The sequence below is a fragment of the Limosilactobacillus oris genome, from assembly GCF_025311495.1.
Classification (GTDB): domain Bacteria; phylum Bacillota; class Bacilli; order Lactobacillales; family Lactobacillaceae; genus Limosilactobacillus; species Limosilactobacillus oris_A.
On sequence record NZ_CP104398.1, the window covers coordinates 41,913 to 67,603 of the forward strand.

General features: G+C 52.5%; 25 protein-coding genes and 1 riboswitch. Of the genes, 23 read left to right on the forward strand and 2 right to left on the reverse strand.

Annotated elements, in window-relative coordinates:
- Nucleotide 1: 1 nt before the first annotated feature.
- From ftsZ to N4599_RS00370, 17 genes are all read left to right on the forward strand, one after another.
- On the forward strand, nt 2-1,258 hold the full coding sequence (gene ftsZ, locus N4599_RS00290; RefSeq protein WP_056984617.1) for a cell division protein FtsZ: 1,257 nt from the start codon (nt 2-4) through the stop codon (nt 1,256-1,258).
- A gap of 77 nt (nt 1,259-1,335) precedes the next feature.
- Nucleotides 1,336-1,764 carry a cell division protein SepF gene (locus N4599_RS00295; protein ID WP_260900471.1) on the forward strand — a complete coding sequence of 143 codons (429 nt, stop codon included), beginning with the start codon at nt 1,336-1,338 and terminating at the stop codon, nt 1,762-1,764.
- Nucleotides 1,765-1,776: 12 nt separating this feature from the next.
- Nucleotides 1,777-2,040 carry a YggT family protein gene (locus N4599_RS00300; protein WP_003712655.1) on the forward strand — a complete coding sequence of 88 codons (264 nt, stop codon included), beginning with the start codon at nt 1,777-1,779 and terminating at the stop codon, nt 2,038-2,040.
- Nucleotides 2,041-2,049: 9 nt separating this feature from the next.
- Entirely contained in the window at nt 2,050-2,832 is a 783-nt protein-coding gene (locus N4599_RS00305) for a YlmH family RNA-binding protein (protein WP_260900488.1), read from the forward strand.
- A gap of 15 nt (nt 2,833-2,847) precedes the next feature.
- Nucleotides 2,848-3,600: a DivIVA domain-containing protein gene (locus N4599_RS00310; RefSeq protein WP_260900498.1), complete on the forward strand. Its 753-nt coding sequence runs from the start codon at nt 2,848-2,850 to the stop codon at nt 3,598-3,600.
- 295 nt (nt 3,601-3,895) lie between these two features.
- The gene (ileS, locus tag N4599_RS00315; protein ID WP_260900506.1) at nt 3,896-6,691 is read left to right on the forward strand and encodes an isoleucine--tRNA ligase; all 2,796 of its coding nucleotides are present in this window, start codon (nt 3,896-3,898) and stop codon (nt 6,689-6,691) included.
- Between the two features lie 112 nt (nt 6,692-6,803).
- Nucleotides 6,804-7,007 carry a cold-shock protein gene (locus N4599_RS00320; RefSeq protein ID WP_003715291.1) on the forward strand — a complete coding sequence of 68 codons (204 nt, stop codon included), beginning with the start codon at nt 6,804-6,806 and terminating at the stop codon, nt 7,005-7,007.
- 12 nt (nt 7,008-7,019) lie between these two features.
- On the forward strand, nt 7,020-7,574 hold the full coding sequence (locus tag N4599_RS00325; protein WP_062812962.1) for an NUDIX hydrolase: 555 nt from the start codon (nt 7,020-7,022) through the stop codon (nt 7,572-7,574).
- Nucleotides 7,561-7,848: a hypothetical protein gene (locus N4599_RS00330; protein ID WP_260900525.1), complete on the forward strand. Its 288-nt coding sequence runs from the start codon at nt 7,561-7,563 to the stop codon at nt 7,846-7,848. Before N4599_RS00325 ends, N4599_RS00330 begins: the two co-directional genes overlap by 14 nt.
- A gap of 14 nt (nt 7,849-7,862) precedes the next feature.
- Nucleotides 7,863-8,558, forward strand: a complete 696-nt coding sequence (locus N4599_RS00335) for a 5'-methylthioadenosine/adenosylhomocysteine nucleosidase (RefSeq protein WP_260900530.1) — start codon at nt 7,863-7,865, stop codon at nt 8,556-8,558.
- A 17-nt stretch (nt 8,559-8,575) separates the two neighbouring features.
- Nucleotides 8,576-9,739 (forward strand): cysteine desulfurase family protein, encoded by a 1,164-nt coding sequence (locus N4599_RS00340; RefSeq protein ID WP_260900544.1) that lies wholly within the window; start codon nt 8,576-8,578, stop codon nt 9,737-9,739.
- 1 nt (nt 9,740) lies between these two features.
- Nucleotides 9,741-10,091, forward strand: coding sequence for a DUF1831 domain-containing protein (locus N4599_RS00345; RefSeq protein ID WP_191363403.1), 351 nt, complete (start codon nt 9,741-9,743; stop codon nt 10,089-10,091).
- Nucleotides 10,092-10,198: 107 nt separating this feature from the next.
- On the forward strand, nt 10,199-11,332 hold the full coding sequence (gene mnmA / locus N4599_RS00350; protein WP_062812958.1) for a tRNA 2-thiouridine(34) synthase MnmA: 1,134 nt from the start codon (nt 10,199-10,201) through the stop codon (nt 11,330-11,332).
- A 148-nt stretch (nt 11,333-11,480) separates the two neighbouring features.
- On the forward strand, nt 11,481-12,137 hold the full coding sequence (locus N4599_RS00355; protein ID WP_003712679.1) for a histidine phosphatase family protein: 657 nt from the start codon (nt 11,481-11,483) through the stop codon (nt 12,135-12,137).
- 13 nt (nt 12,138-12,150) lie between these two features.
- Entirely contained in the window at nt 12,151-12,828 is a 678-nt protein-coding gene (locus tag N4599_RS00360) for a tetratricopeptide repeat protein (protein ID WP_260900573.1), read from the forward strand.
- 19 nt (nt 12,829-12,847) lie between these two features.
- Nucleotides 12,848-15,292 carry an SF1B family DNA helicase RecD2 gene (recD2, locus tag N4599_RS00365; RefSeq protein WP_260900580.1) on the forward strand — a complete coding sequence of 815 codons (2,445 nt, stop codon included), beginning with the start codon at nt 12,848-12,850 and terminating at the stop codon, nt 15,290-15,292.
- Nucleotides 15,293-15,371: 79 nt separating this feature from the next.
- Nucleotides 15,372-16,346, forward strand: coding sequence for a ribose-phosphate diphosphokinase (locus tag N4599_RS00370; RefSeq protein WP_056984608.1), 975 nt, complete (start codon nt 15,372-15,374; stop codon nt 16,344-16,346).
- Between the two features lie 91 nt (nt 16,347-16,437).
- Here N4599_RS00370 and dapF read toward each other — a convergent pair whose 3' ends face one another.
- Both dapF and N4599_RS00380 read right to left on the reverse strand, forming a co-directional pair.
- A complete protein-coding gene (gene dapF / locus N4599_RS00375) occupies nt 16,438-17,442 on the reverse strand; it encodes a diaminopimelate epimerase (RefSeq protein WP_191363406.1) in 1,005 nt (334 codons plus the stop codon).
- Between the two features lie 11 nt (nt 17,443-17,453).
- Nucleotides 17,454-18,812, reverse strand: coding sequence for an aspartate kinase (locus tag N4599_RS00380; protein ID WP_191363407.1), 1,359 nt, complete (start codon nt 18,810-18,812; stop codon nt 17,454-17,456).
- A gap of 209 nt (nt 18,813-19,021) precedes the next feature.
- Nucleotides 19,022-19,205: riboswitch (Lysine riboswitch) on the forward strand.
- Between the two features lie 94 nt (nt 19,206-19,299).
- Here N4599_RS00380 and lysA point away from each other — a divergent pair.
- The 6 genes from lysA to N4599_RS00410 are packed head-to-tail and all read left to right on the forward strand — an operon-like array spanning nt 19,300 to nt 25,420.
- Nucleotides 19,300-20,616 (forward strand): diaminopimelate decarboxylase, encoded by a 1,317-nt coding sequence (lysA, locus tag N4599_RS00385; RefSeq protein ID WP_260900609.1) that lies wholly within the window; start codon nt 19,300-19,302, stop codon nt 20,614-20,616.
- 31 nt (nt 20,617-20,647) lie between these two features.
- Entirely contained in the window at nt 20,648-21,358 is a 711-nt protein-coding gene (dapD, locus tag N4599_RS00390) for a 2,3,4,5-tetrahydropyridine-2,6-dicarboxylate N-acetyltransferase (RefSeq protein ID WP_034537399.1), read from the forward strand.
- Nucleotides 21,358-22,512 carry an N-acetyldiaminopimelate deacetylase gene (locus N4599_RS00395; RefSeq protein ID WP_191363409.1) on the forward strand — a complete coding sequence of 385 codons (1,155 nt, stop codon included), beginning with the start codon at nt 21,358-21,360 and terminating at the stop codon, nt 22,510-22,512. Before dapD ends, N4599_RS00395 begins: the two co-directional genes overlap by 1 nt.
- Before the next feature lie 2 nt (nt 22,513-22,514).
- Nucleotides 22,515-23,435 carry a 4-hydroxy-tetrahydrodipicolinate synthase gene (dapA, locus tag N4599_RS00400; protein ID WP_191363410.1) on the forward strand — a complete coding sequence of 307 codons (921 nt, stop codon included), beginning with the start codon at nt 22,515-22,517 and terminating at the stop codon, nt 23,433-23,435.
- Nucleotides 23,436-23,438: 3 nt separating this feature from the next.
- Nucleotides 23,439-24,218, forward strand: coding sequence for a 4-hydroxy-tetrahydrodipicolinate reductase (gene dapB, locus N4599_RS00405; RefSeq protein WP_191363411.1), 780 nt, complete (start codon nt 23,439-23,441; stop codon nt 24,216-24,218).
- An 11-nt stretch (nt 24,219-24,229) separates the two neighbouring features.
- Nucleotides 24,230-25,420 (forward strand): aminotransferase class I/II-fold pyridoxal phosphate-dependent enzyme, encoded by a 1,191-nt coding sequence (locus N4599_RS00410; RefSeq protein ID WP_191363412.1) that lies wholly within the window; start codon nt 24,230-24,232, stop codon nt 25,418-25,420.
- Nucleotides 25,421-25,691 lie beyond the last annotated feature (271 nt).

The following is a 25,691-nucleotide window of genomic DNA, read 5'->3' on the forward strand; positions in this document are numbered from 1 at the left end:
TATGGACAACGAGACAAGTACGATGGAGAACGAATTTGCTGGTGCACGGATTAAGGTAATCGGTGTCGGCGGCGGTGGCGGCAACGCAGTTAACCGGATGATTACTGAAAAGGTGCAGGGGGTTGACTTTATCGTTGCCAATACCGATTTGCAAGCCCTGAACAGTTCAAAGGCATCTACCAAGATTCAGTTGGGACCTAAGCTGACTAAGGGACTAGGAGCTGGTTCTAACCCAGAAGTAGGTGAAAAGGCCGCTCAGGAGAGTGAAGAGGCGATTAAGAAGGTCCTCGAAGGTGCCGATATGGTATTTATCACCGCCGGAATGGGTGGTGGTACCGGTACGGGTGCCGCCCCAGTAGTTGCCAAGCTGGCTAAAGACAGTGGGGCTTTGACCGTCGGGGTTGTTACCCGGCCCTTCTCCTTTGAAGGCCCACGCCGGGGCAAGTTTGCTATCGAAGGGTTGGATAAACTGAAGTCCAACGTTGATACCCTGATTATTGTTGCCAACAACCGTCTGCTAGAGATGATTGACAAGAAGACCCCGATGATGGAAGCCTTCAAGGAAGCCGATAATGTCCTCCGTCAAGGTGTTCAGGGGATTTCTGATTTGATTGTTACCCCTGGGTACATCAACTTGGACTTCGCTGATATCAAGACCTTGATGTCCAACCAGGGAGCCGCACTGATGGGGGTTGGTTCCTCCACTGGTGAAAACCGGGCGACGGAAGCGACCAAGAAGGCCATCTCCTCACCATTGCTGGAACTGTCGATTGACGGTGCTCAGCACGTCCTGATGGACATTACCGGGAGCGAAGACATGGCAATGTACGAGGCTCAGGAAGCGTCCGACGTTATCAAGCAGGCAGCCGGGACCAACGTTGATATTTCCTTCGGGATGTCCTTAGATAAGAACATGGGTGACGAGGTCCGGGTAACGGTTATCGCTACTGGAATCGATAAGCCAAAGACGAGTCCAGCCCGGCCAACTGCCCAAGCTAGTCATCCAGCACCACAACAGCAGGCAGCACCAAGCAGCCGGCAGGAAAGTGCTGATAGCAAGCCGGCCAATGACCCGTTTGACGGCTGGAATGACCCAACGGCAGACGTTAACAACAACGCTAACGAGAACGTTGATAACCAGTTTTCACACGTTGATAAGCCTGAATTTAACGTTTTTAATGATGATACTGCTAATTCAGATGACAGTGATGATGCTAACTTATCAACCCCACCATTCTTTAAGAATCGGCGGAAATAGTTAATATGCAAAGGGGGAGTGGTTTAACGAGTGGTTAGATTACGCCCCTTTTTTGTAATTAGGAGGGAGAAAGCACAATGGCAGCAAACTTTTTGAAGAGCTTATTTGGTGACGACGACCTGGAACAGCAGGATGAATACTACGAAAATCCCCAGCCAGCTAATCACCAGGGAAACAATAAGGTAGTGTCCTTCAGTGAGGGCCAGGCAAACCGGGCTGGACAAACAACCAGCAAGATTTCCCTGTACGAGCCACGGATGTACGCGGACGTGAAGCAGATTGCTTCCCAACTGCTTGCAGACCGGGCAATCGTCGTCAACTTTACCCAGATGGATCCCAAGGCGGCGGCACGGATGGTTGACTTCCTGAACGGAACCGTGTTTGCAATCAAAGGTGAAATGAAGCGAATCGGGAAAGAAATTTTCCTGTGTGCGCCGAATAACTTTGAAGTTTCCGGCAACCTCTCGAGCAACCTGAAGGCCGAGAGCGACCACTTTAACGACTAAGGAGAAGGGCGAATGCTGTTTGTACTTGGGGTGCTTAACACCCTTATCAACGCCTATATTTGGGTAATCGTGATTTGGTGTCTCTTGTCCTGGTTTCCGAATGCGCGGGGAACGCGGCTGGGCGAAATCATCAACCGCCTGGTAGAACCGTATATGCACTGGTTTGACTTTATTCCACCCCTGGGTGGGATTAGCTTCTCACCGGTGGTCGCGATTTTCGTGCTGTACCTCGTGCAAAACGGGATTACAGCCTTGGGACACCTGTTTGGTGTATAGGATTAGCACATGGAAGAGAACATTAAACAACACTTTCGGCCGAACGAGGGGGCCTTTATTGACCAGGTTGCGGACTGGATTAGTACGGCTAGTGGTCAATATCGCCCCGTCTTAACATCATTTTTAAATCCGCGGCAGCGCTATATCGCACGGACGATGGTGAACGCGGCGGATGAGGTCAAAATGGCGAGTGCCGGGGGCTGGGCTGGTGCTGAAATGCAGCGGATCCTCTTTTACCCGACCTACTACCAACCGACCACGGCCGATTTTGAGCTCAGGGTGTTAGAAATCAACTACCCGACTAAGTTTACCGAGCTTCACCACCGGCAAATTATGGGAACCTTAATTGGCGAAGGATTAGAGCGGGCCGCCTTTGGCGATATCCTGGGTGACCAGGGCCGCTGGCAGGTTGTGGTGACTACCGCAATGGCCAAGTATTTACGGGCAAATGTTAGCCATATCGGCCGGGCCAAGATTAAGTGGCAGCCGGTAGAAGCGGCCAACGTTCTTCACCCGGTCGAGGATTGGGAGCCCCTGACCACGACCGTTTCATCGCTTCGCTTGGATGCGGTGGTGGCCGCGGGCTTTAACTATTCGCGCAACCGGGCCAAGCAGCTGGTCGAACACGGGCAGGTGCGTCTAAACTGGGAAGAAGTTGACCGGCCGGACGAGCAAGTGGTGGTTCACGACCTGATTTCGGTTCGGCATGGCGGCCGGATCCGCTTAGATGAAGCCCGGGGCGTAACGCGCAAGGGCAAGGAAAGAGTAAGTTTATCTGTGGTTCATGCATAAAATGGAGGAATAATAATGGGGTTAACTGTCGAACAAATCAATAAGCAAGAGTTTTCAACCAAGATGCGGGGTTACAACCAGAACGAGGTTCAACAATTTATGGCTACGGTCGCTCAGACCGTTCAGGAATTAACGGAAGAAAACCACGCCCTCAAAGAAACCGTCAAGGCTGACGAAGGCAAGCTAAAGTACTTTAGCGAACTCAAGGATTCACTGAATAAGTCGATCCTGGTTGCCCAGGAAGCAGCGGACAAGGTCAAGAATAATGCCAAGCGGGAAGCGGATATTATGATTCGTGAGGCCCAAAAGCAGGCAACCGATATTGTTTCCGAAGCCAACGAGAAGGCTAACCAGGTGGTTGAACGCAGTACGGAAGAAACTCGCAAGTTGACGACCGAAACTAATGATTTGAAGAAGCAGACCCGGATCTTCCGGCAACGGCTCCAGGTAATGCTGGAATCTCAACTTGAGGTTGTCAAAAGTGATGAATGGGATAAACTACTGGCCGACGAAGACTTAGACCAGTATAACGAAATTCAGAAGATCTTGGGGAAGAACCTTGACAATGATTCCTCGGAAAGTGTAGAATCAACAGCAATTAGTTCCGAAGCTGATCAAGATCAGGCGGCAATGGCCCAGCAGCCAGCAGTCGAACAACCGGCTGCGGGAGCTGAACCAGCTACTGCTACACCAGAAGCGGGTCAACCGGTTGCTGATGCGGGTGAGACCGTAGTTGTCTTTCCAGATAGTGACCAGAGGAAGAACTAGGATAACGACGAAATTACGCTAATAAAATGTTGAAGAGAAGTGGAATCCCGGTACGGTACCACAGCGAGTCAGTGGATAGTGGAAGACTGACGGTTACCCGGTATTCCTGATCATCTCTGAGTGCTAAGCTGAAGTCAGTAGGCTGGCCGGCCCATTACCGTTATTCAATGACATGAGGAGACCCACCAGTTGGGCCTCGAAAATGGGTGGTACCACGAATTGCTTCGTCCCTATCTAGGGGCGGAGCTTTTTTATTAGGGTAATAGTAGTCATGAACGAGAAAGGAGTCGATACCATGCGGGTAAAAGATACGTTAAACCTGGGCCGGACCAAGTTTCCCATGCGGGGGAAGCTGCCGGTAACCGAAGCACAGCGTGAACAGCTGTGGGAAGAAAACCAAGTCTACCAGTTGCGGCAAAAGTTAAACGAGGGGAAGCCATCATTCGTGCTTCACGATGGCCCGCCATACGCTAACGGGAACATTCACATCGGCCACGCGATGAACAAGATTTCTAAGGACTTCATCGTCCGCTACAAGTCGATGTCCGGCTACCGGGCACCGTACGTTCCCGGCTGGGATACCCACGGCCTGCCAATCGAACACCAGCTGACTAAGTCCGGTTACGACCGGAAGAAGATGTCAACGTCTGAATTCCGGGACCTCTGTCGCAAGTACGCCCTGGAACAAGTTGACAAGCAACGGACTGACTTCAAGCGGCTGGGGGTCAGCGGTGAATGGGATCACCCGTACTTAACCCTGGATAAGGAATTTGAAGCGGCGCAAATCCGGGTCTTTGGCGAATTTGCCAAGAAGGGGCTGCTCTATCAGGCGAAGAAGCCGGTTTACTGGTCATGGTCTTCGGAATCTGCACTGGCCGAAGCCGAAGTTGAATACCATGATGTTGTTGCTAAGACGGCTTTCTTTGCGGAACAGGTCAAGGATGGCAAGGGCATCCTTGATGACAACACCTACCTGGTTGTCTGGACGACGACCCCGTGGACCGTTCCTGCTTCGGAAGCCGTAGCCGTTAACGGTAAGTTTGACTACTCCGTGGTGAAGCCGGCTAATGATGACCGTCAATTCGTTGTCGCTACCGACCTGCTCGACGGCGTGGCTGACAAACTGGGCTGGGAAGACTTTGAAGTGGTTAAGCACCTTTCCGGGAATGACCTGGACGGGATGGTTACCAAGCACCCGTACATTGACCGCGACATTCTCGTGGGAACCGCGGACTACGTTACGGCCGATGCCGGGACTGGTCTGGTCCACACGGCGCCCGGCTATGGTGACGATGACTACCACTTCGGTTTGGAACACAACCTGCCAATCTTTGCACCGATCACTGACCAGGGGGTTCTGACTAAGGAAAACGGGGCCGACTTCGATGGCGTCTTCTACCAGGATGCCGATGACATCTCCCTGAAGAATCTGGAAGAAGCGGGTTCCCTGCTCCTGGAAGAACCGCTAAAGCACTCCTACCCATTTGACTGGCGGACTAAGAAACCAATCATCTTCCGGGCGACCGACCAGTGGTTCGTTTCCATCGACAAGATGCGCCAGGACATCCTTGACGCGCTGGAAGAAGTTAACTACCAGCCGTCCTGGGGGAAGACGCGGCTGCGTAACATGATCAAGGACCGTGGCGACTGGGTAATTTCCCGGCAGCGGGTTTGGGGTGTGCCACTCCCAGTCTTCTATGCCGAGGATGGTACGCCAATCATGGAAGAGGAGACCATCAACCACGTGGCCGACCTCTTCGCTAAGTACGGTTCGAACGTCTGGTTTGACCGTGATGCTAAGGACCTCTTGCCAGAAGGATACACCAACGAACACTCACCACACGGGAAGTTCACCAAGGAAACCGACATCATGGACGTGTGGTTCGATTCTGGTTCTTCCCACCAGGGGGTATTGGCCGAACGGGACTACCTGACCTACCCAGCCGATCTCTACCTAGAAGGTTCCGACCAGTATCGTGGTTGGTTTAACTCCAGCCTGATCACCAGTGTGGTTTGCTCCGGCAAGGCTCCATACAAGGGAATCGTTTCCCAAGGCTTTACCCTCGACAAGAAGGGGAAGAAGATGTCGAAGTCGATGGGGAATGTCATCGACCCGAACAAGGTAGTTAAGCAGATGGGGGCCGAAATTATCCGCCTCTGGGTCATGAGTGCTGATACCTCCGCCGACGTCCGGGTTTCCATGGGAACCTTCCAACAGATTTCCGAAGCCTACCGGAAGCTGCGGAACACCTTCCGCTTCCTCTTGGCAAACACCGGCGACTTCAAGCCGACCGATGACACGGTTTCCTACGAGAAGCTGAACAGTGTCGACCAGTACATGCTGGTTAAACTCAACCACTTCTTGAAAGAAATGCGGGCCGACTTTGACAATTACGACTTTCTGGATGCTTACAAGCTCCTAATCAACTTTGTCAACAACGACTTGTCCGCCTTCTACATGAACCTGGCCAAGGATGTCCTGTACATCGAACCAGCGGACTCCCATGCCCGTCGCTCCATGCAGACGGTCTTCTACAACATCCTGTTGACGATGGTCAAGCTGCTGACACCAATTCTGCCGCACACGACCGAAGAAGTATGGGAATACATGGACGAACCAGAAGACTTTGTTCAGCTGACCGAAATTCCTGATCCCCAAACCTTCGCCAACGAAGCGGAACTGCTGGAACAGTGGGACCGGTTCATGGACGTTCGTTCACACGTCCTGAAGGGGTTGGAAGAGGCCCGGAACGCTAAGCAAATTGGGAAGTCCCTGGAAGCCCAGGTGGACCTCTACCTCAGTGACCAGCAGCAACAGCTGTTGACGGACCTGGATGAGGACGTAGCCCTGCTACTGGGTGTTTCCTCATTGCACATTCACCCACTGGCAGAGGCACCAGCGGATGCGGCTAAGTACGACGATGGGGTGGCCGTCAAGGTTTCCCCTGCTGTCGGCGAAACTTGTGCACGCTGCCGGATGGTCAAGGAAGACGTCGGTAGTGACGACGCCTACCCGATGCTCTGTGCCCGGTGTGCGAAGATTGTCCGGGACAACTTCCCTGAGACGGTCGAAGAAGGGCTCGAAAAGTAAAATTTATTTATAATCAAAGCCAGATAGTGGTCAATCGATGACAGAAAAATTCTGGCGGTGTAAAATACCAAGTGACGCTTGTTGCTTGGTATTTTATTTAGTAGGTGAAAACATGCTTGAAGGTAAGGTAAAGAGCTTTGATGAGCAAAAGGGCTGGGGATTTATTACTGTGCCCCACGAAGGCGAAATCTTTGTTCATTATAGCGGGATCGAGGGCCAGCACCGGCGAGTTCTTCATCCCGACGACCGGGTTTCCCTGGTAATTGTGCAGGGCAGGCGGGGACCCCAGGCGGCCCATGTCCGGATTCTACACTAAGGAGGAAAGAGGATGCAGTTTGAAGAAAAGCCGGTTAGCAGCAAGACGGTTTTTAAGGGCCACTTGATTGAAGTGGAGGTTCAGCAGGTTCAGACGCCGCACGGGCAACTGGCCCAGCGGGAGATTGTCCACCATGCGCCGGCCGTAGCTTTACTAGCGCTAACCGATGACCACCAGATGCTGCTGGAGAAACAGTGGCGGGCGCCCATTGCGAAAACCACCTTGGAAATCCCTGCTGGCAAGGTTGATTCACGCGACCAGGCGAGTGCTGACCATGCTGCCGTTCGCGAATTGAATGAGGAGACCCGTTATCAAGCAGCAAGCCTGACTAAGCTCTCCGGCTTCTACACTTCGGTGGGCTGTATGGACGAATATATGACCCTTTACTTAGCAACCGGTTTGCGGCCGGTCGACCACGAACTGCCCCAGGATGCCGATGAACAGCTCGCCTTGCAAATGGTGACCTTAGACCAGGCCCTGGCGATGATCGACCGGGGCGAGATTGAAGACGCTAAGACTATTATGGCAATTTACTACTGGCGGGGGATGAACAATGATGGCAGATAACAAACAGTCCTTTGATGAGCAACCACTGTCCCGGCGTGAATACCGTGAACAGCTTGCTCGTCAGCAGCGCCAGGGGACAAGTGCCCGCCCAGCAGATACTGAGCCGCCTCTTCAGGACTCACCGGAGATGGGCCGGCGGCAGTTTGCAAGCGAGCACCAGCAGCTGACCGCTGAACAGAAAACGGCGGTGCTAAGGAGAAAACTAAATATTGCAATCGTCGCCCTACTAGCGGCGATTATTGCTGTGTACTTAATTTTATTTTTTGTAGGTTAAAGAGGAGTGGAAAAATGCGATTTGGAATTATCTGCGCGATGCCAGAAGAAATTAAGGAACTGAAGGCGCAATTAACGAACGAAAGTACGAAGCAGATTGGTGGCAAGGACTACTACTTTGGTCAGATCAGCGGCCAAGACGTGGTGCTGGTCGAATCTGGAATTGGCAAGGTCGAAGCCGGAATCACCACTGAACACCTCATTACCGATTGCGGCGCCGACGTGGTAATTAACTCTGGCTCTGCTGGCGGCATTGGCGATGGTCTTCACGTGGGGGATGTCGTAATTTCCACGGCAACGGCCTATCACGACGTTGACGCGACGGCCTTTGACTACCAGTACGGTCAGTTGCCAGGCAAGGAACCCAGTTTTGCCGCCTCAAAGAAGTGGGGGGACGCCCTCGCCAAGGCTGGTGAGCAGACTGGCTTGACGGTCAAGCAGGGCCTGATTGTTTCCGGTGACCAGTTCATCGCCAGTCAAGACGCCATCAAACAAATCTTAGCCCACTTCCCAGATGCCCTCTCCAGTGAAATGGAAGGGGCCGCGGTCGGTCAGGTAGCCACTGACCACCAGGTACCGTACGTGGTGGTCCGGGCAATGTCCGACACCGGGGATGAAGAGGCCGGAGTCAGCTTTGACGAGTTTATCATCGAGGCCGGCAAGCGGTCGGCGGCAATGCTGCTGCAGCTTTTTAAGGACCTTGCAGCTTAGAGAAAGGAACGGGACTGATGAAGGAGATATACTTGGATAATGCGGCCACGACGCCGATGACGCCGGCCGTAATCGATGAGATGACCACCCAGATGAAGGAGAGCTGGGGGAATGCCTCCACGGGTTATTCCTATGGTCGGGAAGCTAAATTAGTACTGGAAAATAGCCGGCACGTCTTAGCCCAAAGCATCAACGCTGATGATAACGAAATTGTCCTGACCAGCGGGGGAACCGAGGGTGATAACACCGCGATTATTCAGACGGCCATGACCCGGCAAAATTTGGGTAAGCACATCATCACCACCGCCATTGAACACGAGGCCGTGCTCAAACCCCTGCATTATCTGGAAGAACAGGGTTTTGAGGTCACCTACCTGCCCGTCGACGAGAACGGGAATATTTCACTGGATGAATTCAAGGCAGCCCTGCGTGACGATACGATCCTGGTTACAATCATGTCAGGTAACAACGAAGTGGGCAGCCGGATGCCGATTCACGAAATTGGTGAAATCTTAAAGGACCACGAGGCCTGGTTCCACACGGACGCGGTGCAAACCTATGGCCTGCTGCCGATTGACGTCAAACGGGACCACATCGACCTCCTGTCAACTTCGGCCCATAAGCTTAACGGACCGAAGATGATGGGCTTCCTCTACCGGCGGGATGGCATCAACTTCCCGAGCTACCTCAAGGGTGGCGACCAGGAAACCAAACGGCGAGCCGGGACGGAAAACGTGCCAGCGGTGGCGGCCTTTGCCAAGGCGGTCACTATTGACAGTCCTGAGGAGAAACAGGCCCGGCGGGAGCGGTTCTACCACTTCAAGCAGAAAATTGTCCAGGGACTGACCGAAAACGGGATTGACTTTGCGGTTAACGGTGAAATCAAGCCGGATAACCTCAACCAAATCTTGAATATCTGGTTCAAGGGAATTTCCACCTACATCATGCAGACCGACCTCGATCTGGCTGGTATTGCCGTTTCCGGTGGCTCGGCATGTACCGCCGGAAGCATCGAACCTTCCCATGTGTTAACGGCAATGTTTGGAGCGGATAGTCCCCGGATTAGCGAGTCCATCCGAATCAGCTTTGGCGCCCTCAATACCGAAGAGGACGTTGATAAGCTGATTGCGGCAATTGTCAAGATTGTTAACCAACTCAAGCAGGCAAAGGAGGCTGACTAGGATGGAATTTACTAAGAGCGTTCGCTTACCGGGTGAACAGGATACCTATACGTTAAGTCCAGAAGTAAAGAAGTATACGCTGACCGACCTGGGCTTTGAGGAAACCCGGCGGGGCAACTTTGAATACAAGGGGAGCCTTGACACTGACAACCCCTTTAAGCCGGTTGCCCGTCTGCGTATTTTAATTAACGCTGACCTGACGGGCTTTAAGATGGAGACCGTGACGGGCAATGGTGCCCGGCGGATTAACATCTTTACCCACCAGCGGGCAGCAGAATTTGTCGAACAGTATCACTTTATTTTAGATGAAATGCTCAAAAGAAAGGTCTTCATTAGTACGCGGACGGATTAAAATCTGTGCAGCGACTGGTGGACTTTGGTACAATAGGCAATACTGGATGCATGCGACCTTCAATCGTAGATTATTCCAGAATCTATTTGAAATGATGGTGATAAATAATGACTGACCACAGCCACACGCGTGTTGTTGTCGGCATGAGCGGCGGGGTGGATTCCTCAGTGACCGCCCTGCTGTTGAAGCGTCAGGGCTATGACGTGATCGGTGTTTTCATGAAGAACTGGGATGATACCGACGAAAACGGTGTCTGTACGGCAACCGAGGACTACAAGGATGTTGCCAAGGTAGCCGCGAAGATTGGGATTCCTTATTACTCCGTGAACTTTGAGAAGGAGTATTGGGACCGGGTCTTCAAGTACTTCATTGCCGAGTATAAGAAGGGGCGGACACCTAACCCCGATGTGATTTGCAACAAGGAAATTAAGTTCAAGGCCTTTATCGAGTACGCCAACCAACTAGGAGCGGACTATGTGGCGACGGGGCATTACGCCGACCTCAAGCGGGACGCGGATGGCCGGATGCACCTGATGCGGGCCGCTGACCAGCACAAGGACCAAACCTACTTCTTGAGCCAACTCGACTACCACCAGTTGGACAAGGTTCTTTTCCCGTTGGCAAACTACACTAAGCCGCAAATTCGGGAGATTGCTAAGGAAGCCGGTCTGGCAACTGCTGAAAAGAAGGATTCTGTTGGAATTTGCTTTATCGGTGAAGATGGGCACTTCCGCGAGTTCTTGAGCCAGTATATTCCTGCCCAGCCGGGCAACATGGAAACCGTCGATGGCAAGGTTGTCGGCCAGCACATGGGCCTGATGTACTACACCATTGGCCAGCGGCGGGGTCTCGGCCTTGGCGGCAACAAGGAGAGCAACGAGCCCTGGTTTGTCATCGGCAAGGACATTGAAAAGAACGTCCTTTACGTTGGCCAGGGTTACCATAATGAGCACCTGTACGCGACCCACCTGGAAGCCAGCGACATTCACTGGGTTGACGACGTAGTGAGCCGCTACGGGCGGGAATTTCACTGTACAGCCAAGTTCCGCTACCGGCAAAAGGATGTCGGTGTCACCGTTAAGATCGCTGATGACGACCAAATGGTGACGGTGACCTTTGATGACCCGGCACGGGCAATCACTCCGGGACAGGCAGTGGTCTTTTACGACGGTCAGGAGTGCCTAGGGAGCGCCATTATCGACCGGGCTTATAACGCTGACCGGCAATTACAGTACGTATAGCCATTAGCAACATATTACTGGGGAGAACAGCGGGGCAGAACTGTCAGGGCTGCCCGTTTTCCTCCCGGCATACATATTCGAAAAAACAAGAGTGAACAATTATAATTTTTTCTGGTAAGATATTAATTAAAAAGGTCTGCGATAGATAATGACAAAAGTGTACTTGATTCGTCATGGAAAAACTGAATGGAACCTTGAGTCGCGCTACCAGGGGGCGCACGGTGATTCGCCCTTGCTGGCGACTAGCTACCAGGAAATCAACCTGCTGGCGGATTCTCTGCGGGATGTACGGTTTGCCCATGCCTATGCTAGTCCGTTGAAGCGGGCACGGGTGACCGCCCAAAAGCTGCTCGACCGGTTGGAACAGCCAGTTCGGCTGACTATTGACAGCCGGTTAATGGAGTTCAACCTCGGGAAAATGGAGGGGATGCACTTCGCGGATGTAGCGGAGAAGTGGCCGGAAGCGCTCCATAACTTCCGTCATCACCCGGACCAGTATGACGAACGGGTAACCGGGAGCGAGAGCTTTGCTCAGGTAATTACCCGGGTCGGTTCCGCAATCAAGGAGTATTGCCGGCTCAACCCTGCTGCTAACATCCTGGTGGTGTCACACGGCGCGGCTCTGAACGCTACGATCAACGCCCTGATTGGGACGCCGTTGCCGCACCTGAAAGACCGTGGTGGCTTGAGCAATACTTCCACGACTATCTTGTCGACCAGTGACGCAGAGCACTTCGAGCTGGAGTGCTGGAATGATACTTCCTATTTGCACAAGACAAGACTGGACCCAACCGATACCATTTAATGAGGTGATTGTGATGAATAACGAAGAATTTCAAGCAAAGCAAAAACGGGAAACCGAAAAACTGGTTCACAAGCTGATCCGCGCAATTGACGAACATCCTGAGAAGGTCAATAACTATTACGATCTGGGCTCTTTGCTGACCCGGTTAAATGACTACCAACAGGCCGAAGAATTATTCATGAAGGCCCTGGGGATCTTCGAAGCTAAGAAGGACCAGGCAGCGATTGACCTGTTGAACTACGGCCTTGGGAACCTTTACTACGAGGTTGGCAAGACTGACGCGGCAATCAAACTCTACAACAAGATTGGGGACCCCAAGATTAAGGCGGATTCCTACTTAATGCTGGCCCAGAGCTATATGAAGAAGGGGCAGTATAAGCAGGCAGTGGCCTATGGGGTAACAGCCCATGAACTACGCCCAGCTGACCCAGCCATCAACCAGGTCTTAGGGGATTCCCTGCTGGCTCTCGGCGAATTCACTGCGGCTAAGAAGTACTATGACGTAATCTTACAGCGCCATCCTGGACGGGCAGATACCCAGTTTAACCGGGGCATCGTGGCAATGGTCTTGGGGGAGCCCTATCAGGACTACCTGACCCAGGCACAGCAGCTTGACCCTGCTTATTACAAGAAGAGTGAGCAGCGCCTGGCAGAGATCGAAAAGACCTTGCAAGCAACGAAAAAGAAATAGATTGGAAAGGATGACTTCAATGGCAACTGAGATGGACCTATTTAAGACGCCAACGGAGCCGTCTTTTTTTGTTGGTCAGGTTCAGTCGGAAATCTTTTCGAGTCCGGATTCCTTTTTTAAGGTCCTGGTGGTGTCGATCGAAGATGCTAATTTTGACTGGTCAGAGGGCGAAATTACGGTAACGGGCAGCTTTGGTGACCTTAGCGACGACCAGACGTACTGCTTTGAGGGCCAACTGGTGGAACACCCTCGCTACGGTCAGCAGTTTCAGGCAAGTTCCTACCATGTCAACCAACCGACCAGTCGGACAGGACTGGTAGAATTTCTGGCAGGAAAACAGTTCCCGGGGGTTGGCCAAAAAACGGCGGAGAAGATAGTTGATGCCCTCGGGACGGGAGCAATTGATAAGATTAGCGCGGACCCGCATGTCTTAGACGGGTTGAAGCTGCGTTCCGCGGTGAAAAAGTCAATTATCGATAACCTCCAGGCTAACCAGGGCTTGGACCAAGTGATTATTGGCCTTAACGATTACGGCTTCGGCAGCAACCTGATTAGTACAATTGTTGACCACTACGGCGAGGATGCCCTCCATATTATCAGTGAAAATCCGTACCAGCTAGCGGTGGAAATCGATGGGATCAGCTTCAAGCGGGCTGATCAGGTGGCCGCTAAGTTAGGCATTGCTGGAGATGACTCCCGGCGGATTAGGGCGGCCATTATTCAGTCGTTGGATGACCTCACGATGGCAACTGGTGATACTTATACCAGTGCAAAGCCGCTGCTGGTAAGCGCTCAGCGCCTGCTTAACGATGGCCGTAACGGTCAGGTCGCCGCTCCGGTGATTGCTGATCAGATTGTGGCGATGGAAAAGCAGCACCAGATTAGCTATGACGACGAGCGACTTTACCCAACGGCCCTCTACAAGGCAGAATACCAAATTGCGGACCACTTAGACCGGCTGGTAAAGGCGAAGGAGAGCGCAGTTCCCGCGGAAACGATTCAAAAGACCCTGAGCCGGGTAGAGGAGGAAACCGGGATTAAGTATGACCAGGTGCAGGTCCGGGCAATTGAAACGGCACTTAATAATAAGGTCATGCTGTTGACTGGGGGACCGGGTACCGGTAAAACCACGATTATTAGGGGAATCGTGGAGTGCTACGCCAAGGTTCACCAACTTTCACTGGAGATTGACGATTACCGCGATAAACCCTTCCCAGTGCTATTGGCAGCGCCGACTGGCCGGGCAGCTAAGCGGATGAGTGAGGCTACCGACCTGCCTGCCAGTACGATTCACCGTTTACTCGGCTTAAACGGCCGTGAATTGCCAACGGATATTAACGCGCGGGATTTAAAGGGTTCATTGCTGATTGTCGATGAAATGTCGATGGTCGATACTTTACTCTTCAAAACCCTCGTTCAGGCAGTTCCCACCGCAATGCATGTGGTGCTGGTGGGGGACAAGGATCAGTTGCCGTCGGTTGGGCCTGGACAGGTCTTTTACGATCTTCTGGCTTTTACCGAGCTGCCAAAGGTGGAACTGACAAACATCCACCGGCAAGCCGCTGACTCCACCATTATTCCACTGGCACACGCCGTCAAGGATGGCCGGGTACCAGCCGACCTGATGGCGAAAAAAGCTGACCGGTCGTTTATCCCTTGCCAGGCCTGGCAGGTCCCGGACGTGGTGGAACAAATTATTAAACTAAGCCGACAGCGAGGATATACTGCCCAGGATGTTCAGATCCTAGCACCAATGTACCGGGGAGCGGCCGGGGTAGATAATCTGAATGAGCTAGCCCAAGCAGTTTATAACCCGCCGACCAAGGCTAAGCAGGAAATAGAGTTTCGTGGTCAGGTTTTCCGGGTTGGTGACAAGGTCCTGCAGCTGGTCAATAGTCCCGAAAATAATGTTTTTAACGGGGATATTGGCCAAATCACTGCTATTGAGACTAAGAAGGGCGCCAAGGGGGCAACAATTACGATTGACTTTGATGGAAACGAGGTTAATTATCACCGGATGGAGTGGAACCAGATTCAGCTGGCCTACGCTATTTCGATTCATAAATCGCAGGGGAGTCAGTTTAAGATGGTTTTAATGCCGGTCGTCCGGCAATTCAGCCGGATGCTCCAACGGAACCTAGTATATACGGCAATCACGCGGGCAGCCGATAAGCTGGTCTTGCTGGGGGAAGCCCAGGCAATGGCGTTGGCCGTTCACAATGTGGGGACAAACCGACAGACGACCCTGCTGAATCGGCTGCGGGAGAAGTGGCAGCTAACGAAGCCGGAAAAACCGGCGGCAGTGGCAAAGGATGATTCCCTTGCGGTAGCTGATAAGGAGATAGTGCCAGATTCAGCAGCCGACTCCTCGTCGGGACCCCGGATATTGACCGCCGCCCTGATTGCTGAGCAGGCGATTGATCCCCTGATTGGGATGGCAGGAATTAAACCCCAGGACTTATAAGGGCTTGATTGCGAAGAAAAATGTTGCGATAATAAACGGTGTACTGCACACTGCTAGTTAAGATAAAGGAAGTAGAACAATGACGCAGATTAAGAATGCTCAAAACGTCCGGTTGTTTGCCTTGAACTCAAACCAGCCCTTAGCGGAAGCCATTGCCGCTAAGGTCGGCCTGCCGCTCAGCAAGGCTTCTGTTAACCACTTTGCTGATGGTGAAATAAAGATTACCATTGACGAAAGTGTTCGGGGATGCGAGGTATACGTAATTCAATCCGTTTCCGACCCGGTCAACAGCAACTTGATGGAACTATTAATCATGGTGGATGCACTGCGGCGGGCTAGTGCGGCCAAAATTAACGTGGTGATGCCCTACTATGGTTATGCTCGGCAGGATCGCAAGGCCCGGAGTCGGGAACCAATTACCGCCAAATTGATTGCCAACTTGCTGGAAATGGACCAGATTGACCGGCTGGTAACCATTGACCTGCATGCTGCCCAAGTTCAAGGATTCTTTGATATCCCGGTCGACCACCTGCAAACAACAAGCCTTTTTGCGGATTATTTTGCAAAGCATGACCTGATTAACGATGAAACAGTTGTGGTGGCACCGGATCATGCCGGCGTTAGTTTTGCACGGAAGTTTGCGGAACGGATCAAGGCGCCCATCGCGATTATTGACAACCGGGCCGATGAGGTACGGGAACAAACTAATCAGAAGGTCCCCGAATATGTCATTGGGGATGTAAAGGGCAAGACCGCCCTCGTCGTCGATGATATTGTAGATACGGGGGTGCGGATGAAGTTATCTGCACAGGCCCTGGCCAAGTTTGGCGCTAAGAAAATTTACGGGGTGGCTACCCATCCAGTTCTATCTGCCGATGCAACCACCATTTTGCAGGATTCCCTCCTGGAGAAGCTAGTGGTCACCGATACGATTCACCTGCCGGCGGAAAAGCAGTTTCCTAAGCTGGTCCAACTTTCGGTGGCAGATCTACTAAAAGAGGCCATTGTTCGGATTCACAACCACCAATCAATTGACACACTCTTTAACCGCTAGGCTTCGTGTCTGCGTAAAGAGGAATGAGAAAAAGCATCCAAAATCTGCTTGGCAGCTGATCTTGAATGCTTTTTTGGTGTACAGCAAACTTTTAATTAACGCTTAAATTGAAATGGGGGAGCTGGTGGATGAAGTTCTGGTAAGCTTCCTGTTCACCGGTGGCAGTAACCTGCGCATCGTGGGCGGTGACCCTTCCCTGGTGGAGGAGGTCTTCGGCAATTTCAAGCTGGTGGGTAAAGGTAGCATTGCCGATTAATTCAATCCAGTAGCGGTGGTCGGCGAAGTGAACGCTGGTTTTGACCATCCCACCCGGATTGTAGACGGTAATTGCTTCGTCGAAGGCCGCGCTGGCGGGATGAAGTAGGGCAAAGGCCAGACTGGTGGCCGACATTCCGGTTCCGCAAGCGTTCGTGAAGCCAACCCCACGCTCATAGGTCCGAACAAAAAGTTTTTGTGGCCCGAGAATCTGAGCAAAGTTAACGTTGACCCCGTCGCTAAAGTAGGGGTTGGCGCCGTTAAGGTAGGACCCTAGTTCTCCCAAGAGGGGGCCCTCAATGGTTTCCTGGTTGACAAAGCTGATCAGGTGGGGGTTCGGAACCGCCAGGGTGGTGAAGGTGAGACCTGGAGCCAGCTCTGGTACCGGGGTACCCAATAGGCGGTCGTGTCCTAGATTGTCGAAGGGCAAGGCGGCCCTATTAAAGCGGACCGGTGAGATTTCCACGGCAAAGGCAGGGACGCCGGGCGCCAGTTCGCCTGCTTGCCGGACTTGCAAACTGCTGTCCATTGTGTCGACTTTGAACGACGTCTGGCCGTCCCGCTCCGCCACGTAGCGTGCGACGGTCCGGAGGCCATTGCCGCACATTGAGGCCTCGCTGCCATCAGCATTGATTACCCGCATTTGGGCGGTTGCCCCGGGGCGGGTTGGCCGGCCAACAACGAGGAGGCCATCCGCCCCGCCTAGCAAGCCATCCTGGGGGTCGGTCAATTGGCGGGCTAGGCGGCGGAGTTCGTCATCAGTTAGTGCCTGCTTCAGCTTTGTTTGGTCGAGGATAAAGAAGCTGTTCTGGGAGCCGTGAACTTTTAATAGTTGTGTCATCATAAAACCTCCTAATTAGCGAAGAACCGGTGATAAATTGCGCGGACAGCCTTGTCAGCATCCCGATCATAGGTGCCAATCATGATTGAGATTCGGGAGGCTCCCTGGTTGATGATTGGCACTGGGATCCCGTCTTCTGCCAGGGGGGCAAGGATGTCGTTGATTACCCCGATCCGGTTCCGCATTCCCTCGCCAACCACCATCGTGATGGCGTAGTTATTGATCCATTCGAGCTGGTCCGGGTTGATTTCCTCCTGGATTTCGTTGCAAATAGTATCCACTAGCTGGTCGTCGATTTGGTTCTTGTCTAAAATAATGGTGATATCATCAATCCCTGACGGCATGTGCTCGTAAGAAACGTTGTGGTGGGCCAGGATATTTAAGATTCGTAGAGTGAAGCCCGTTTCCTTGTTCAGAAGGTACTTGTGGAGGTAGATTGCGGCAAAGTGCTTACCGCTGACCACCCCGGTAACGATATCCGCGGGTTGAAATTTCTTGTCTGGGACAATCAAGGTCCCGGGCTTTTCGGGATGCTGGGTGTTCTTGACGTTAATCGGTATATTGCCCTGGATGGCAGGGATGAGGGCCTCATCATGGAAAACCGAGAAGCCGGCGTATGATAACTCCCGCATTTCCCGGTAGGTCATCTTAGCGATGGGTTGGGGATGGTCAACGACAGCTGGGTTCGCGACGTAGATTGCGTCAACGTCAGTGAAGTTTTCGTAGAGGTCAGCATGGAGGCCATGGGCAAGAATCGCCCCTGTAATGTCCGAGCCGCCCCGTGAGAAGGTTGCGAGGTGGCCGGCAAGGGTAATGCCGTAAAAGCCGGGGAAAATCAGCAGTTCACTGTCGTTAAAGGAAAACCGATCCAAGAGTGAGTAGGCCTCTGGAGTTACGCTGGCGTTATTGGGGGTCCCGGTGACCCGGAGACCGACCTGTTCGGGGGTAACAAAGCGGGCTTCGTAGCCCAACTGCTGGAGAATAATCGTCATCAATTGGGCGTTGAGCCGCTCGCCATGGGCCTTGAACGCGGCGAGAAGGTAGTTGTTATTGGGAAAGTGCCAGTTCGGCAACTTGTTAAGCCGTTCGGCTAGTGGGGCCAGCTTGGCCTGAGGAACGTTAAAATAGTCAGCAATCGCGGTATAACGGTCAATGATTTGGGTAACCGTTTCCTGGAACGGCTGTCCAGCGATTACTTGCTGGGCATATTTGATCAGGAGATCGGTGACCTTGGTATCATTTGCTGTCCGCTTACCAGGCGCAGAAGTGACAACGACCCGTCGCTGGGGGTCAGCAGTGATAATCTTAATCGCCTGGGCAAAGTGCTCACCATCTGCAAGTGAGCTGCCACCGAATTTAACGACTTTCATTTTTTAAGCACTCCTTTGGGAAAATGCCATTTGAACTCATTTTCCGTAAATAAATTTAACCGAATTCTAACATGTTTAAGAAAACTTGCAAGCACTGAATCTGAAAATCAAGTCTGTAATGGTGCACTTAACCAAAGCTAATTCTAGGGTTGCTTCATGCCAAATTAATTTTGCTATTGACTTTCTAATTATTTTTTTATAAACTAATTACAAATCGAAGAGGCGCAGCCAACACCAGTAAGTTGGGGGAGTTCCTGCCGGACGTTGATCCCCTCTGAACAGGGCGGCTGCCGAAGCACTTAACCGGGCGGCGGTTAGGCAGCTGGGGCGTGGTTGAATAAATCACGGACTGTCGCAGGACGGATAAGAGCCTGCGTTGCGCTATCGACAGATAAAATGGGTATTAGCTCCACTATTTGTTTTTGCGCAAATAGTGGATTTTTTTATCCCGTCGGTTTCCCCGTCAGCAGAATTGGAGGAATCAAGAATGAACGAACAGCTTTCAGCAAGCCAGCTTAACGCAGCCGGTCACCTAATGATTGGTGGCTGTGATAGCCTTGACCTGGCCCAGCAGTACGGAACGCCCCTGGTGGTTTATGATGTTAGTCAAATCCGGCACCAGATTCGCGCCTTTAAGCGGGTTTTCGAAGCTAACCAGGTTGAATACGAGGTTAGCTATGCTAGCAAGGCCTTTGCGGCGATTGCGATGTATCAAGTTGCCGACCAGGAGGGAGCCCATGTCGACGTAGTTTCCGGTGGCGAAATGTATACGGCATTGAAGGCCGGTTTCCCACTCTCCCATGCCAGTTTTCATGGCAACAATAAGTCATATGATGAGCTGGTAATGGCGGTTAAGAACAACATTGGCGTAATCGTGGTTGATAATTTTTACGAAATTAAGCTGCTAAACCAGGTGCTAACCGAACTGGACGCCCGGGTCAAAGTGATGTTGCGTATCACCCCGGGAATTTCCGCCCACACCAATAAGTACATCCAGACCGGCCAAGTCGACAGTAAGTTTGGCTTTGACTTAGAATCAGGACAGGCGGACAGGGCATTGGAGGCGGTCTTAGCGTCACCACGGATGACGATGATCGGCCTGCACGCTCACATCGGTTCACAAATTTTTGAACTGGCAGGGTTTGAAGGGGTTGCCAACAAGCTGGTGGAAGTAGCTAACCACTGGCAGCAGCGGTATGACTACCAAGCCCAGGTCATCAACGTTGGCGGGGGCTTTGGCATTCGTTATACAAAGGATGACCAACCGCTGCGGCCTGAGGAATTTGTCGATGCCATCATCAAGGCCATCAAGGCTGCGGTTGCGCCGACAGCTCTGGAAATGCCGGCAATCTGGATCGAACCGGGGCGGTCAATCGTTGGGCCGGCTGGCTATAACCTCTACACGGTTGGTTCCCGGAAAGACTTACCGGGTTACCGCCCGTTCGTCACCATTAACGGGGGAATGGGTGATAATATTCGTCCCGCCCTCTACCAAGCAGAGTACGAAACGGTGCTGGCAAGAGACCCCCAAGCACCATTGGCGGAACACGTCCGCCTGGCTGGGAAGTACTGTGAAAGTGGTGATATTTTAAGCCAGGACCAGGCCCTGCCGAAGACGAAACCGGGGGATGTTCTTGTAATGTTGGATACCGGGGCCTATGGATATGCAATGGCATCCAACTATAACCGAAATCCCCGGCCCGCAGTGGTCTTTGCGGAGAATGGCCACTCTCAGCTGGTGATTGAACGGGAAAGCTATGAAGACTTGGTTCACCTGGACCGTCCATATACTGAAGCAAAATAACATTAATATATAGGAAGAAAGAGTGATTAGAATGGCAGAATTAGATGCACAGGCAATCATCAACTACATTGGAAACGCCCCTAAGAAGACGCCAGTCAAGGTGCTGTTAAAAGGGGCAATCGACCAATTGACCTTCCCGGACGCGGTGCAGGCCTTCGCGGAAGAAAAAACGGCGACCCTTTACGGGGACTGGACAGTTATTAAGCCATTTTTAGCCGCAAACGAAAGCAAGATTGCGGATTACCACGTTGAAAACGACGCCCGCAATTCAGCGGTGCCCCTGCTAGACCTCAAGAAAATTAATGCCCGGATTGAACCGGGAGCCATTATTCGGGACAAGGTTCTGATTGGCGACAACGCCGTCATTATGATGGGTGCTATTATCAACATTGGCGCGGAAATCGGTGCTGATTCCATGATTGACATGGGAGCAGTGCTTGGCGGCCGGGCGATTGTCGGGAAGCATTGCCACATCGGCGCTGGAACGGTTCTGGCAGGGGTTGTAGAACCAGCCAGTGCCCAACCGGTGCGGATTGACGATAATGTTCTAATTGGCGCCAATGCCGTTGTTATCGAGGGGGTCCACGTTGGTGCGGGCGCTGTAGTGGCTGCGGGTGCGATTGTTACCCACGACGTCGAACCTGGGACAATGGTCGCGGGAGTTCCTGCTAAGTTTATCAAGCGGGTTGACCAGCAGACCAGTGACAAGACCGCCCTGGAAGATGACTTGAGGAAGCTATAATGGTATTAAATGAAGAAGAATTAATTCAGATTCGTCGCCACCTGCACACCATTCCTGAATTAGCCCTGCATGAAACGGCGACTCACGAGTACCTGCTTCAGGTGATTAAAAGTTTTAAGCAGGACTATCTGGAAATTAGGGAAACGCCAGAGCTGCCCACCGCCCTGTTTGTACGGGTAAAGGGGACGGCCCCTCGCCGGACGATTGGTTACCGGACAGACATTGACGCCTTGCCGATTACTGAACAAACGGGGCTTCCTTTTGCGTCGCAGCACCCCGGTGTAATGCACGCTTGTGGTCACGATATCCATATGACGGTGGCCTTAGGGGTCTTGAACTACTTTGCGGAGCACCAGCCGCAGGACAACCTGCTGTTCTTCTTCCAGCCAGCGGAGGAGAATGACTATGGTGGTAAGCGGGCGTATGAAGCCGGGCTGTTTGCTGGTAAGTGGCGGCCAGATGAATTTTACGGCCTGCATGACAATCCGGATTTACCTGCCGGCGCAATTGGCTGCCGCTTAGGAACCCTCTTTGCCGGAACTACGGAAGTTAACATTGATTTAGAGGGGAAGGGCGGCCACGCGGCTTATCCGCAGGACGCAAACGATACGGTAGTCGCTGCCGCAGCACTGATTATGCAGGTGCAAACGGTGATTTCCCGTAGCATTGACCCGGTTCAAAGCGGGGTCGTGACCCTGGGCAAAATTCGGGGTGGCGAGATCCGGAACGTTATTGCTGGTCACACCCGAATTGAGGGAACGATTCGGGGACTTACCCAGGCTATGATTGAAAAGATTGATGCACGCTTGGAAGATATTTGCGCGGGAATCGGGCGCAGCTTTAACATGAACGTCAACCTGGAGCTAAACCAGGGCGGCTACTGGCCGGTTGAGAATAACCCGCAATTGACTAAGTTCTTTATTAACTACATGCAGCAGGCCCCGAACGTAGACTTTGTGGAAACCGCCCCCGCAATGACCGGGGAGGACTTCGGCTTCCTATTGGCAAAGTTCCCAGGGACGATGTTTTGGCTAGGGGTTGATGATGACTCCCAGCTTCACTCCGCCACGTTAACGCCGCAGGAGTCGGCAATCAAGCGGGGCGTTGATGCTATCACCGGTTTTATTGAGGCACGAATGAACAAGGAGGAATAGTTATGCGATTAGCAGATGCAGACCTTTTGACGGCGATTGTCACGCCCTTTGATGATCAGGGGCAGGTTGATTTCGCCAGCCTGGAGAAGTTGACCAATTACCTGATTGACCAGGGGAGCAATGGCTTTGTGATTGGCGGAACAACCGGCGAAACACCAACCCTGACCCATGATGAGAAGATCCAACTATACGAGGAGTTCGGTAAAATGGTTGCGGGCCGAGTTCCCGTAATCGCCGGGACGGGAAGCAATAACACTGCTGAAACGATTGCCTTTACCAATGAGGTTGCTGCGATTCCGGGGATTGACTACGCCCTGGTCGTTGTTCCACCGTACAATAAGCCAAACCAACGGGGAATGAAGGCCCACTTCACCGCCGTAGCTGACCAGTCTCAACTCCCGATCGTGATGTACAATATTCCCGGACGCACGGGGGTCAAGATGGCCGCCGAAACAATCATCGAACTTTCCCAGCACCCGAACATCGCGGCCGTTAAACAGTGCGCTTCGCTGGAAGAGCTCGAAGAAATTGTTGAAGGGCGGGGAAGCGATTTTGCCGTCTTTACCGGTGAAGATGCCCAGGCACTGACTGCCCGTGTCCTCGGAGCCAATGGGGTAATCTCGGTTGCCTCACACAGCTATGCACACCAAATGCGGCGGATGTATGACGCCCTTTACCGGGGTGATTACCAGGAGGCGGGACGGCTGCAGCGCTGGCTGACACCACGGATGGCGGCCCTCTTTATGTATCCATCGCCATCACCAGTGAAGGCGGTATTAAATGCCCAGGGCTTTCAGGTGGGTGGCTGCCGCCTGCCGATTTTGCCGCTGAACGAAGAAGAACAACGGTCACTGGCAGCGGCGTTAGAACTACCAGCGGACCAACTATTAAAGAAGCAGTTACCACTTAACTTGGGGGAATAAGCGATGAAAAAAGTATTGATTGCGGGGGCCACTGGAGCAATGGGGCAAAAAGCGGTTGCCCTCGTCAACGGTCTTGCGGATACCCAACTAACGGCCGTGCTGGCACCTCACGCTACGGCAGACCAACGTGCCGAACTCGGGTTGGGACCAGACGTAAAAATCTACCAGAAGCGGGAGCAAGTCGACCCTAACGTGGCGGATATCTGGCTGGACTTTACCGTCCCGGCAGCCGTTTATGAAAATGTCCGGTTTGCGCTTGAGCACGGCTTGGCACCGGTGGTCGGCACTACCGGTTTGACTGACGAACAGGAAGCGGAATTAATCGCGGCGAGCCGGGCAAAGCATGTCGGTGGACTGGTCGCGCCAAACTTCGGAATGTCGGCGGTCTTGCTAATGAAGTTTGCCCAGGAGGCTGCAAAGTACTTCCCGGATGTTGAAATAATTGAAATGCACCACGCTGATAAAAAGGACGCACCATCAGGGACGGCCCTGAGTACCGCCAAGCTGATCGACCAGGTTCGTCCAAGTCACGAAAGCAGCCCAGACGAGGTGACCACCCTCGACAATGTGCGTGGTGGGGATTACCACGGAATCAAGGTTCACTCTGTACGCTTGCCCGGCTATGTTGCCCATGAGCAGGTCCTGTTCGGTGGTGCTGGTGAAGCGTTAACGATTCGCCAGGATTCTTTTGATCGGCAGTCATTCATGAGCGGGGTTAAGGTGGCATTGGAGAAGGTCCTGGATTTAGACGAGCTAGTAATTGGCTTAGAAAATATTTTATAGGAGGTAACACGATGCCATCATTAGCAAAAGAACTACGAGGGACTGCCAATAAGCGCATTGCTAGTCTGCCGCCCGCTCAAATTCGGGCCTTTGATGAGGAGATTTCCGGAGTGCCGGGAATCGTTAAACTGACTTTGGGTGAACCGGACTTTGACGTTCCAGAGCACGTTAAGCAGGCGGCGGTTAAGAGCATCCAGCAGAACGATTCTCACTACTCGGCTAGTCGGGGGACACTGGCGTTGCGGCAGGCAATTAGCCGTTATTTGAAGACCAGTCGGCAGGTTGATTATGATCCGGCAACAGAGGTTATTGTAACCGTTGGAGCTACCGAGGCCATTACCGCTACCACCTTTGCCCTCCTGAATCCGGGTGACAAGGTAATTGTGCCAACGCCGATTTATTCGCAGTATTTTTCGAGTATTGCGCTGACTGGGGCGCAGGCAATAATTGTTAACACTGCGCCGGATGGCTTCTTGCTAACCGCGGACCGTCTGCGCAAGGAGCTGGCCCAGGCAGGAACAGGGGTGAAGGCGGTTGTCCTTAACTACCCGAATAATCCGACCGGCAGAAGCTATTCCGCCATCGAAATGGCAGAGCTGGCACAAGTGCTGGCGGATCACCACTTGATTGCGATTGTGGATGAAATCTATAGCGAGTTGGTCTACGATCATCAATTTGTCTCCCTTGCTAGTCAGTTGCCTGATCAGACAGTGCTGATCAACGGCCTTTCAAAGTCCCATGCCATGACGGGATACCGGTTGGGCTACCTAGCTGCCCCAGCAGAACTGGTAGAACAAATTTCCAAGATGCACTCCTTTATGGTAACGGCAGCAAACGATACCGCCCAGGCAGCGGCGTTGGAAGCCTTAACCAACGGTAAGGAAGACCCAGCAATTTACCGTCAGCAGTACCAACACCGCCGGAATCACTTGGCGGGTGCAATGCGGGCGTTGGGCTTTGAAATTGCAATCCCTGACGGCGCCTTCTACCTTTTCGCCAAGATTCCCGCTCAGTACGGGGATGATGATGTTCAGTTTGCACGCGACCTGGCGCATCAGGCCCGGGTGGGTGTGATTCCCGGGAGCGCGTTTGGCCCCGGTGGTGAAGGTCATATCCGCTTGTCATACGCCGCTGCTGACAGTCAGATTGACGCAGTGATCGACCGTTTGCAGGCCTTTATGACCAAACTTAATAAGGAATAAAAATTAGCGAGTAAGGCTGGGAATAAAAGCTGGGAATAAAACCAGTCTTTTCGTCATTTTAAAAATAAAAAGGCAGTGCAGTGGCTGGTAGTTCAGGAGCAACCCCCATGGCCTGTGTGGGACGGGGCTAGTTTTATCATCCGCTCGGCGGAACCGTTAAATGAGAAAGCTTTCATCGGAAAGTAACCGAGATGTAAAATAGAAAGGGTTAACTTTTCCCTAATTTCGTGATAACTTGGCAGTATGCAATTAATGATTGCTTTAAATATTT

What these genes read in the sequence shown, in the direction of transcription:
- ileS (WP_260900506.1), top strand. Translation starts at nt 3,896, where the DNA reads ATGCGGGTAAAAGATACGTTAAACCTGGGCCGGACCAAGTTTCCCATG.
- N4599_RS00355 (WP_003712679.1), top strand. Translation starts at nt 11,481, where the DNA reads ATGACAAAAGTGTACTTGATTCGTCATGGAAAAACTGAATGGAACCTT.
- N4599_RS00325 (WP_062812962.1), top strand. Translation starts at nt 7,020, where the DNA reads ATGCAGTTTGAAGAAAAGCCGGTTAGCAGCAAGACGGTTTTTAAGGGC.
- ftsZ (WP_056984617.1), top strand. Translation starts at nt 2, where the DNA reads ATGGACAACGAGACAAGTACGATGGAGAACGAATTTGCTGGTGCACGG.
- N4599_RS00410 (WP_191363412.1), top strand. Translation starts at nt 24,230, where the DNA reads ATGCCATCATTAGCAAAAGAACTACGAGGGACTGCCAATAAGCGCATT.
- N4599_RS00370 (WP_056984608.1), top strand. Translation starts at nt 15,372, where the DNA reads ATGACGCAGATTAAGAATGCTCAAAACGTCCGGTTGTTTGCCTTGAAC.
- lysA (WP_260900609.1), top strand. Translation starts at nt 19,300, where the DNA reads ATGAACGAACAGCTTTCAGCAAGCCAGCTTAACGCAGCCGGTCACCTA.
- N4599_RS00340 (WP_260900544.1), top strand. Translation starts at nt 8,576, where the DNA reads ATGAAGGAGATATACTTGGATAATGCGGCCACGACGCCGATGACGCCG.
- N4599_RS00330 (WP_260900525.1), top strand. Translation starts at nt 7,561, where the DNA reads ATGATGGCAGATAACAAACAGTCCTTTGATGAGCAACCACTGTCCCGG.
- N4599_RS00380 (WP_191363407.1), bottom strand. Translation starts at nt 18,812, where the DNA reads ATGAAAGTCGTTAAATTCGGTGGCAGCTCACTTGCAGATGGTGAGCAC.
- N4599_RS00345 (WP_191363403.1), top strand. Translation starts at nt 9,741, where the DNA reads ATGGAATTTACTAAGAGCGTTCGCTTACCGGGTGAACAGGATACCTAT.
- dapF (WP_191363406.1), bottom strand. Translation starts at nt 17,442, where the DNA reads ATGACACAACTATTAAAAGTTCACGGCTCCCAGAACAGCTTCTTTATC.
- N4599_RS00310 (WP_260900498.1), top strand. Translation starts at nt 2,848, where the DNA reads ATGGGGTTAACTGTCGAACAAATCAATAAGCAAGAGTTTTCAACCAAG.
- N4599_RS00300 (WP_003712655.1), top strand. Translation starts at nt 1,777, where the DNA reads ATGCTGTTTGTACTTGGGGTGCTTAACACCCTTATCAACGCCTATATT.
- N4599_RS00320 (WP_003715291.1), top strand. Translation starts at nt 6,804, where the DNA reads ATGCTTGAAGGTAAGGTAAAGAGCTTTGATGAGCAAAAGGGCTGGGGA.
- dapA (WP_191363410.1), top strand. Translation starts at nt 22,515, where the DNA reads ATGCGATTAGCAGATGCAGACCTTTTGACGGCGATTGTCACGCCCTTT.
- N4599_RS00335 (WP_260900530.1), top strand. Translation starts at nt 7,863, where the DNA reads ATGCGATTTGGAATTATCTGCGCGATGCCAGAAGAAATTAAGGAACTG.
- dapB (WP_191363411.1), top strand. Translation starts at nt 23,439, where the DNA reads ATGAAAAAAGTATTGATTGCGGGGGCCACTGGAGCAATGGGGCAAAAA.
- dapD (WP_034537399.1), top strand. Translation starts at nt 20,648, where the DNA reads ATGGCAGAATTAGATGCACAGGCAATCATCAACTACATTGGAAACGCC.
- N4599_RS00305 (WP_260900488.1), top strand. Translation starts at nt 2,050, where the DNA reads ATGGAAGAGAACATTAAACAACACTTTCGGCCGAACGAGGGGGCCTTT.
- recD2 (WP_260900580.1), top strand. Translation starts at nt 12,848, where the DNA reads ATGGCAACTGAGATGGACCTATTTAAGACGCCAACGGAGCCGTCTTTT.
- mnmA (WP_062812958.1), top strand. Translation starts at nt 10,199, where the DNA reads ATGACTGACCACAGCCACACGCGTGTTGTTGTCGGCATGAGCGGCGGG.
- N4599_RS00360 (WP_260900573.1), top strand. Translation starts at nt 12,151, where the DNA reads ATGAATAACGAAGAATTTCAAGCAAAGCAAAAACGGGAAACCGAAAAA.
- N4599_RS00395 (WP_191363409.1), top strand. Translation starts at nt 21,358, where the DNA reads ATGGTATTAAATGAAGAAGAATTAATTCAGATTCGTCGCCACCTGCAC.
- N4599_RS00295 (WP_260900471.1), top strand. Translation starts at nt 1,336, where the DNA reads ATGGCAGCAAACTTTTTGAAGAGCTTATTTGGTGACGACGACCTGGAA.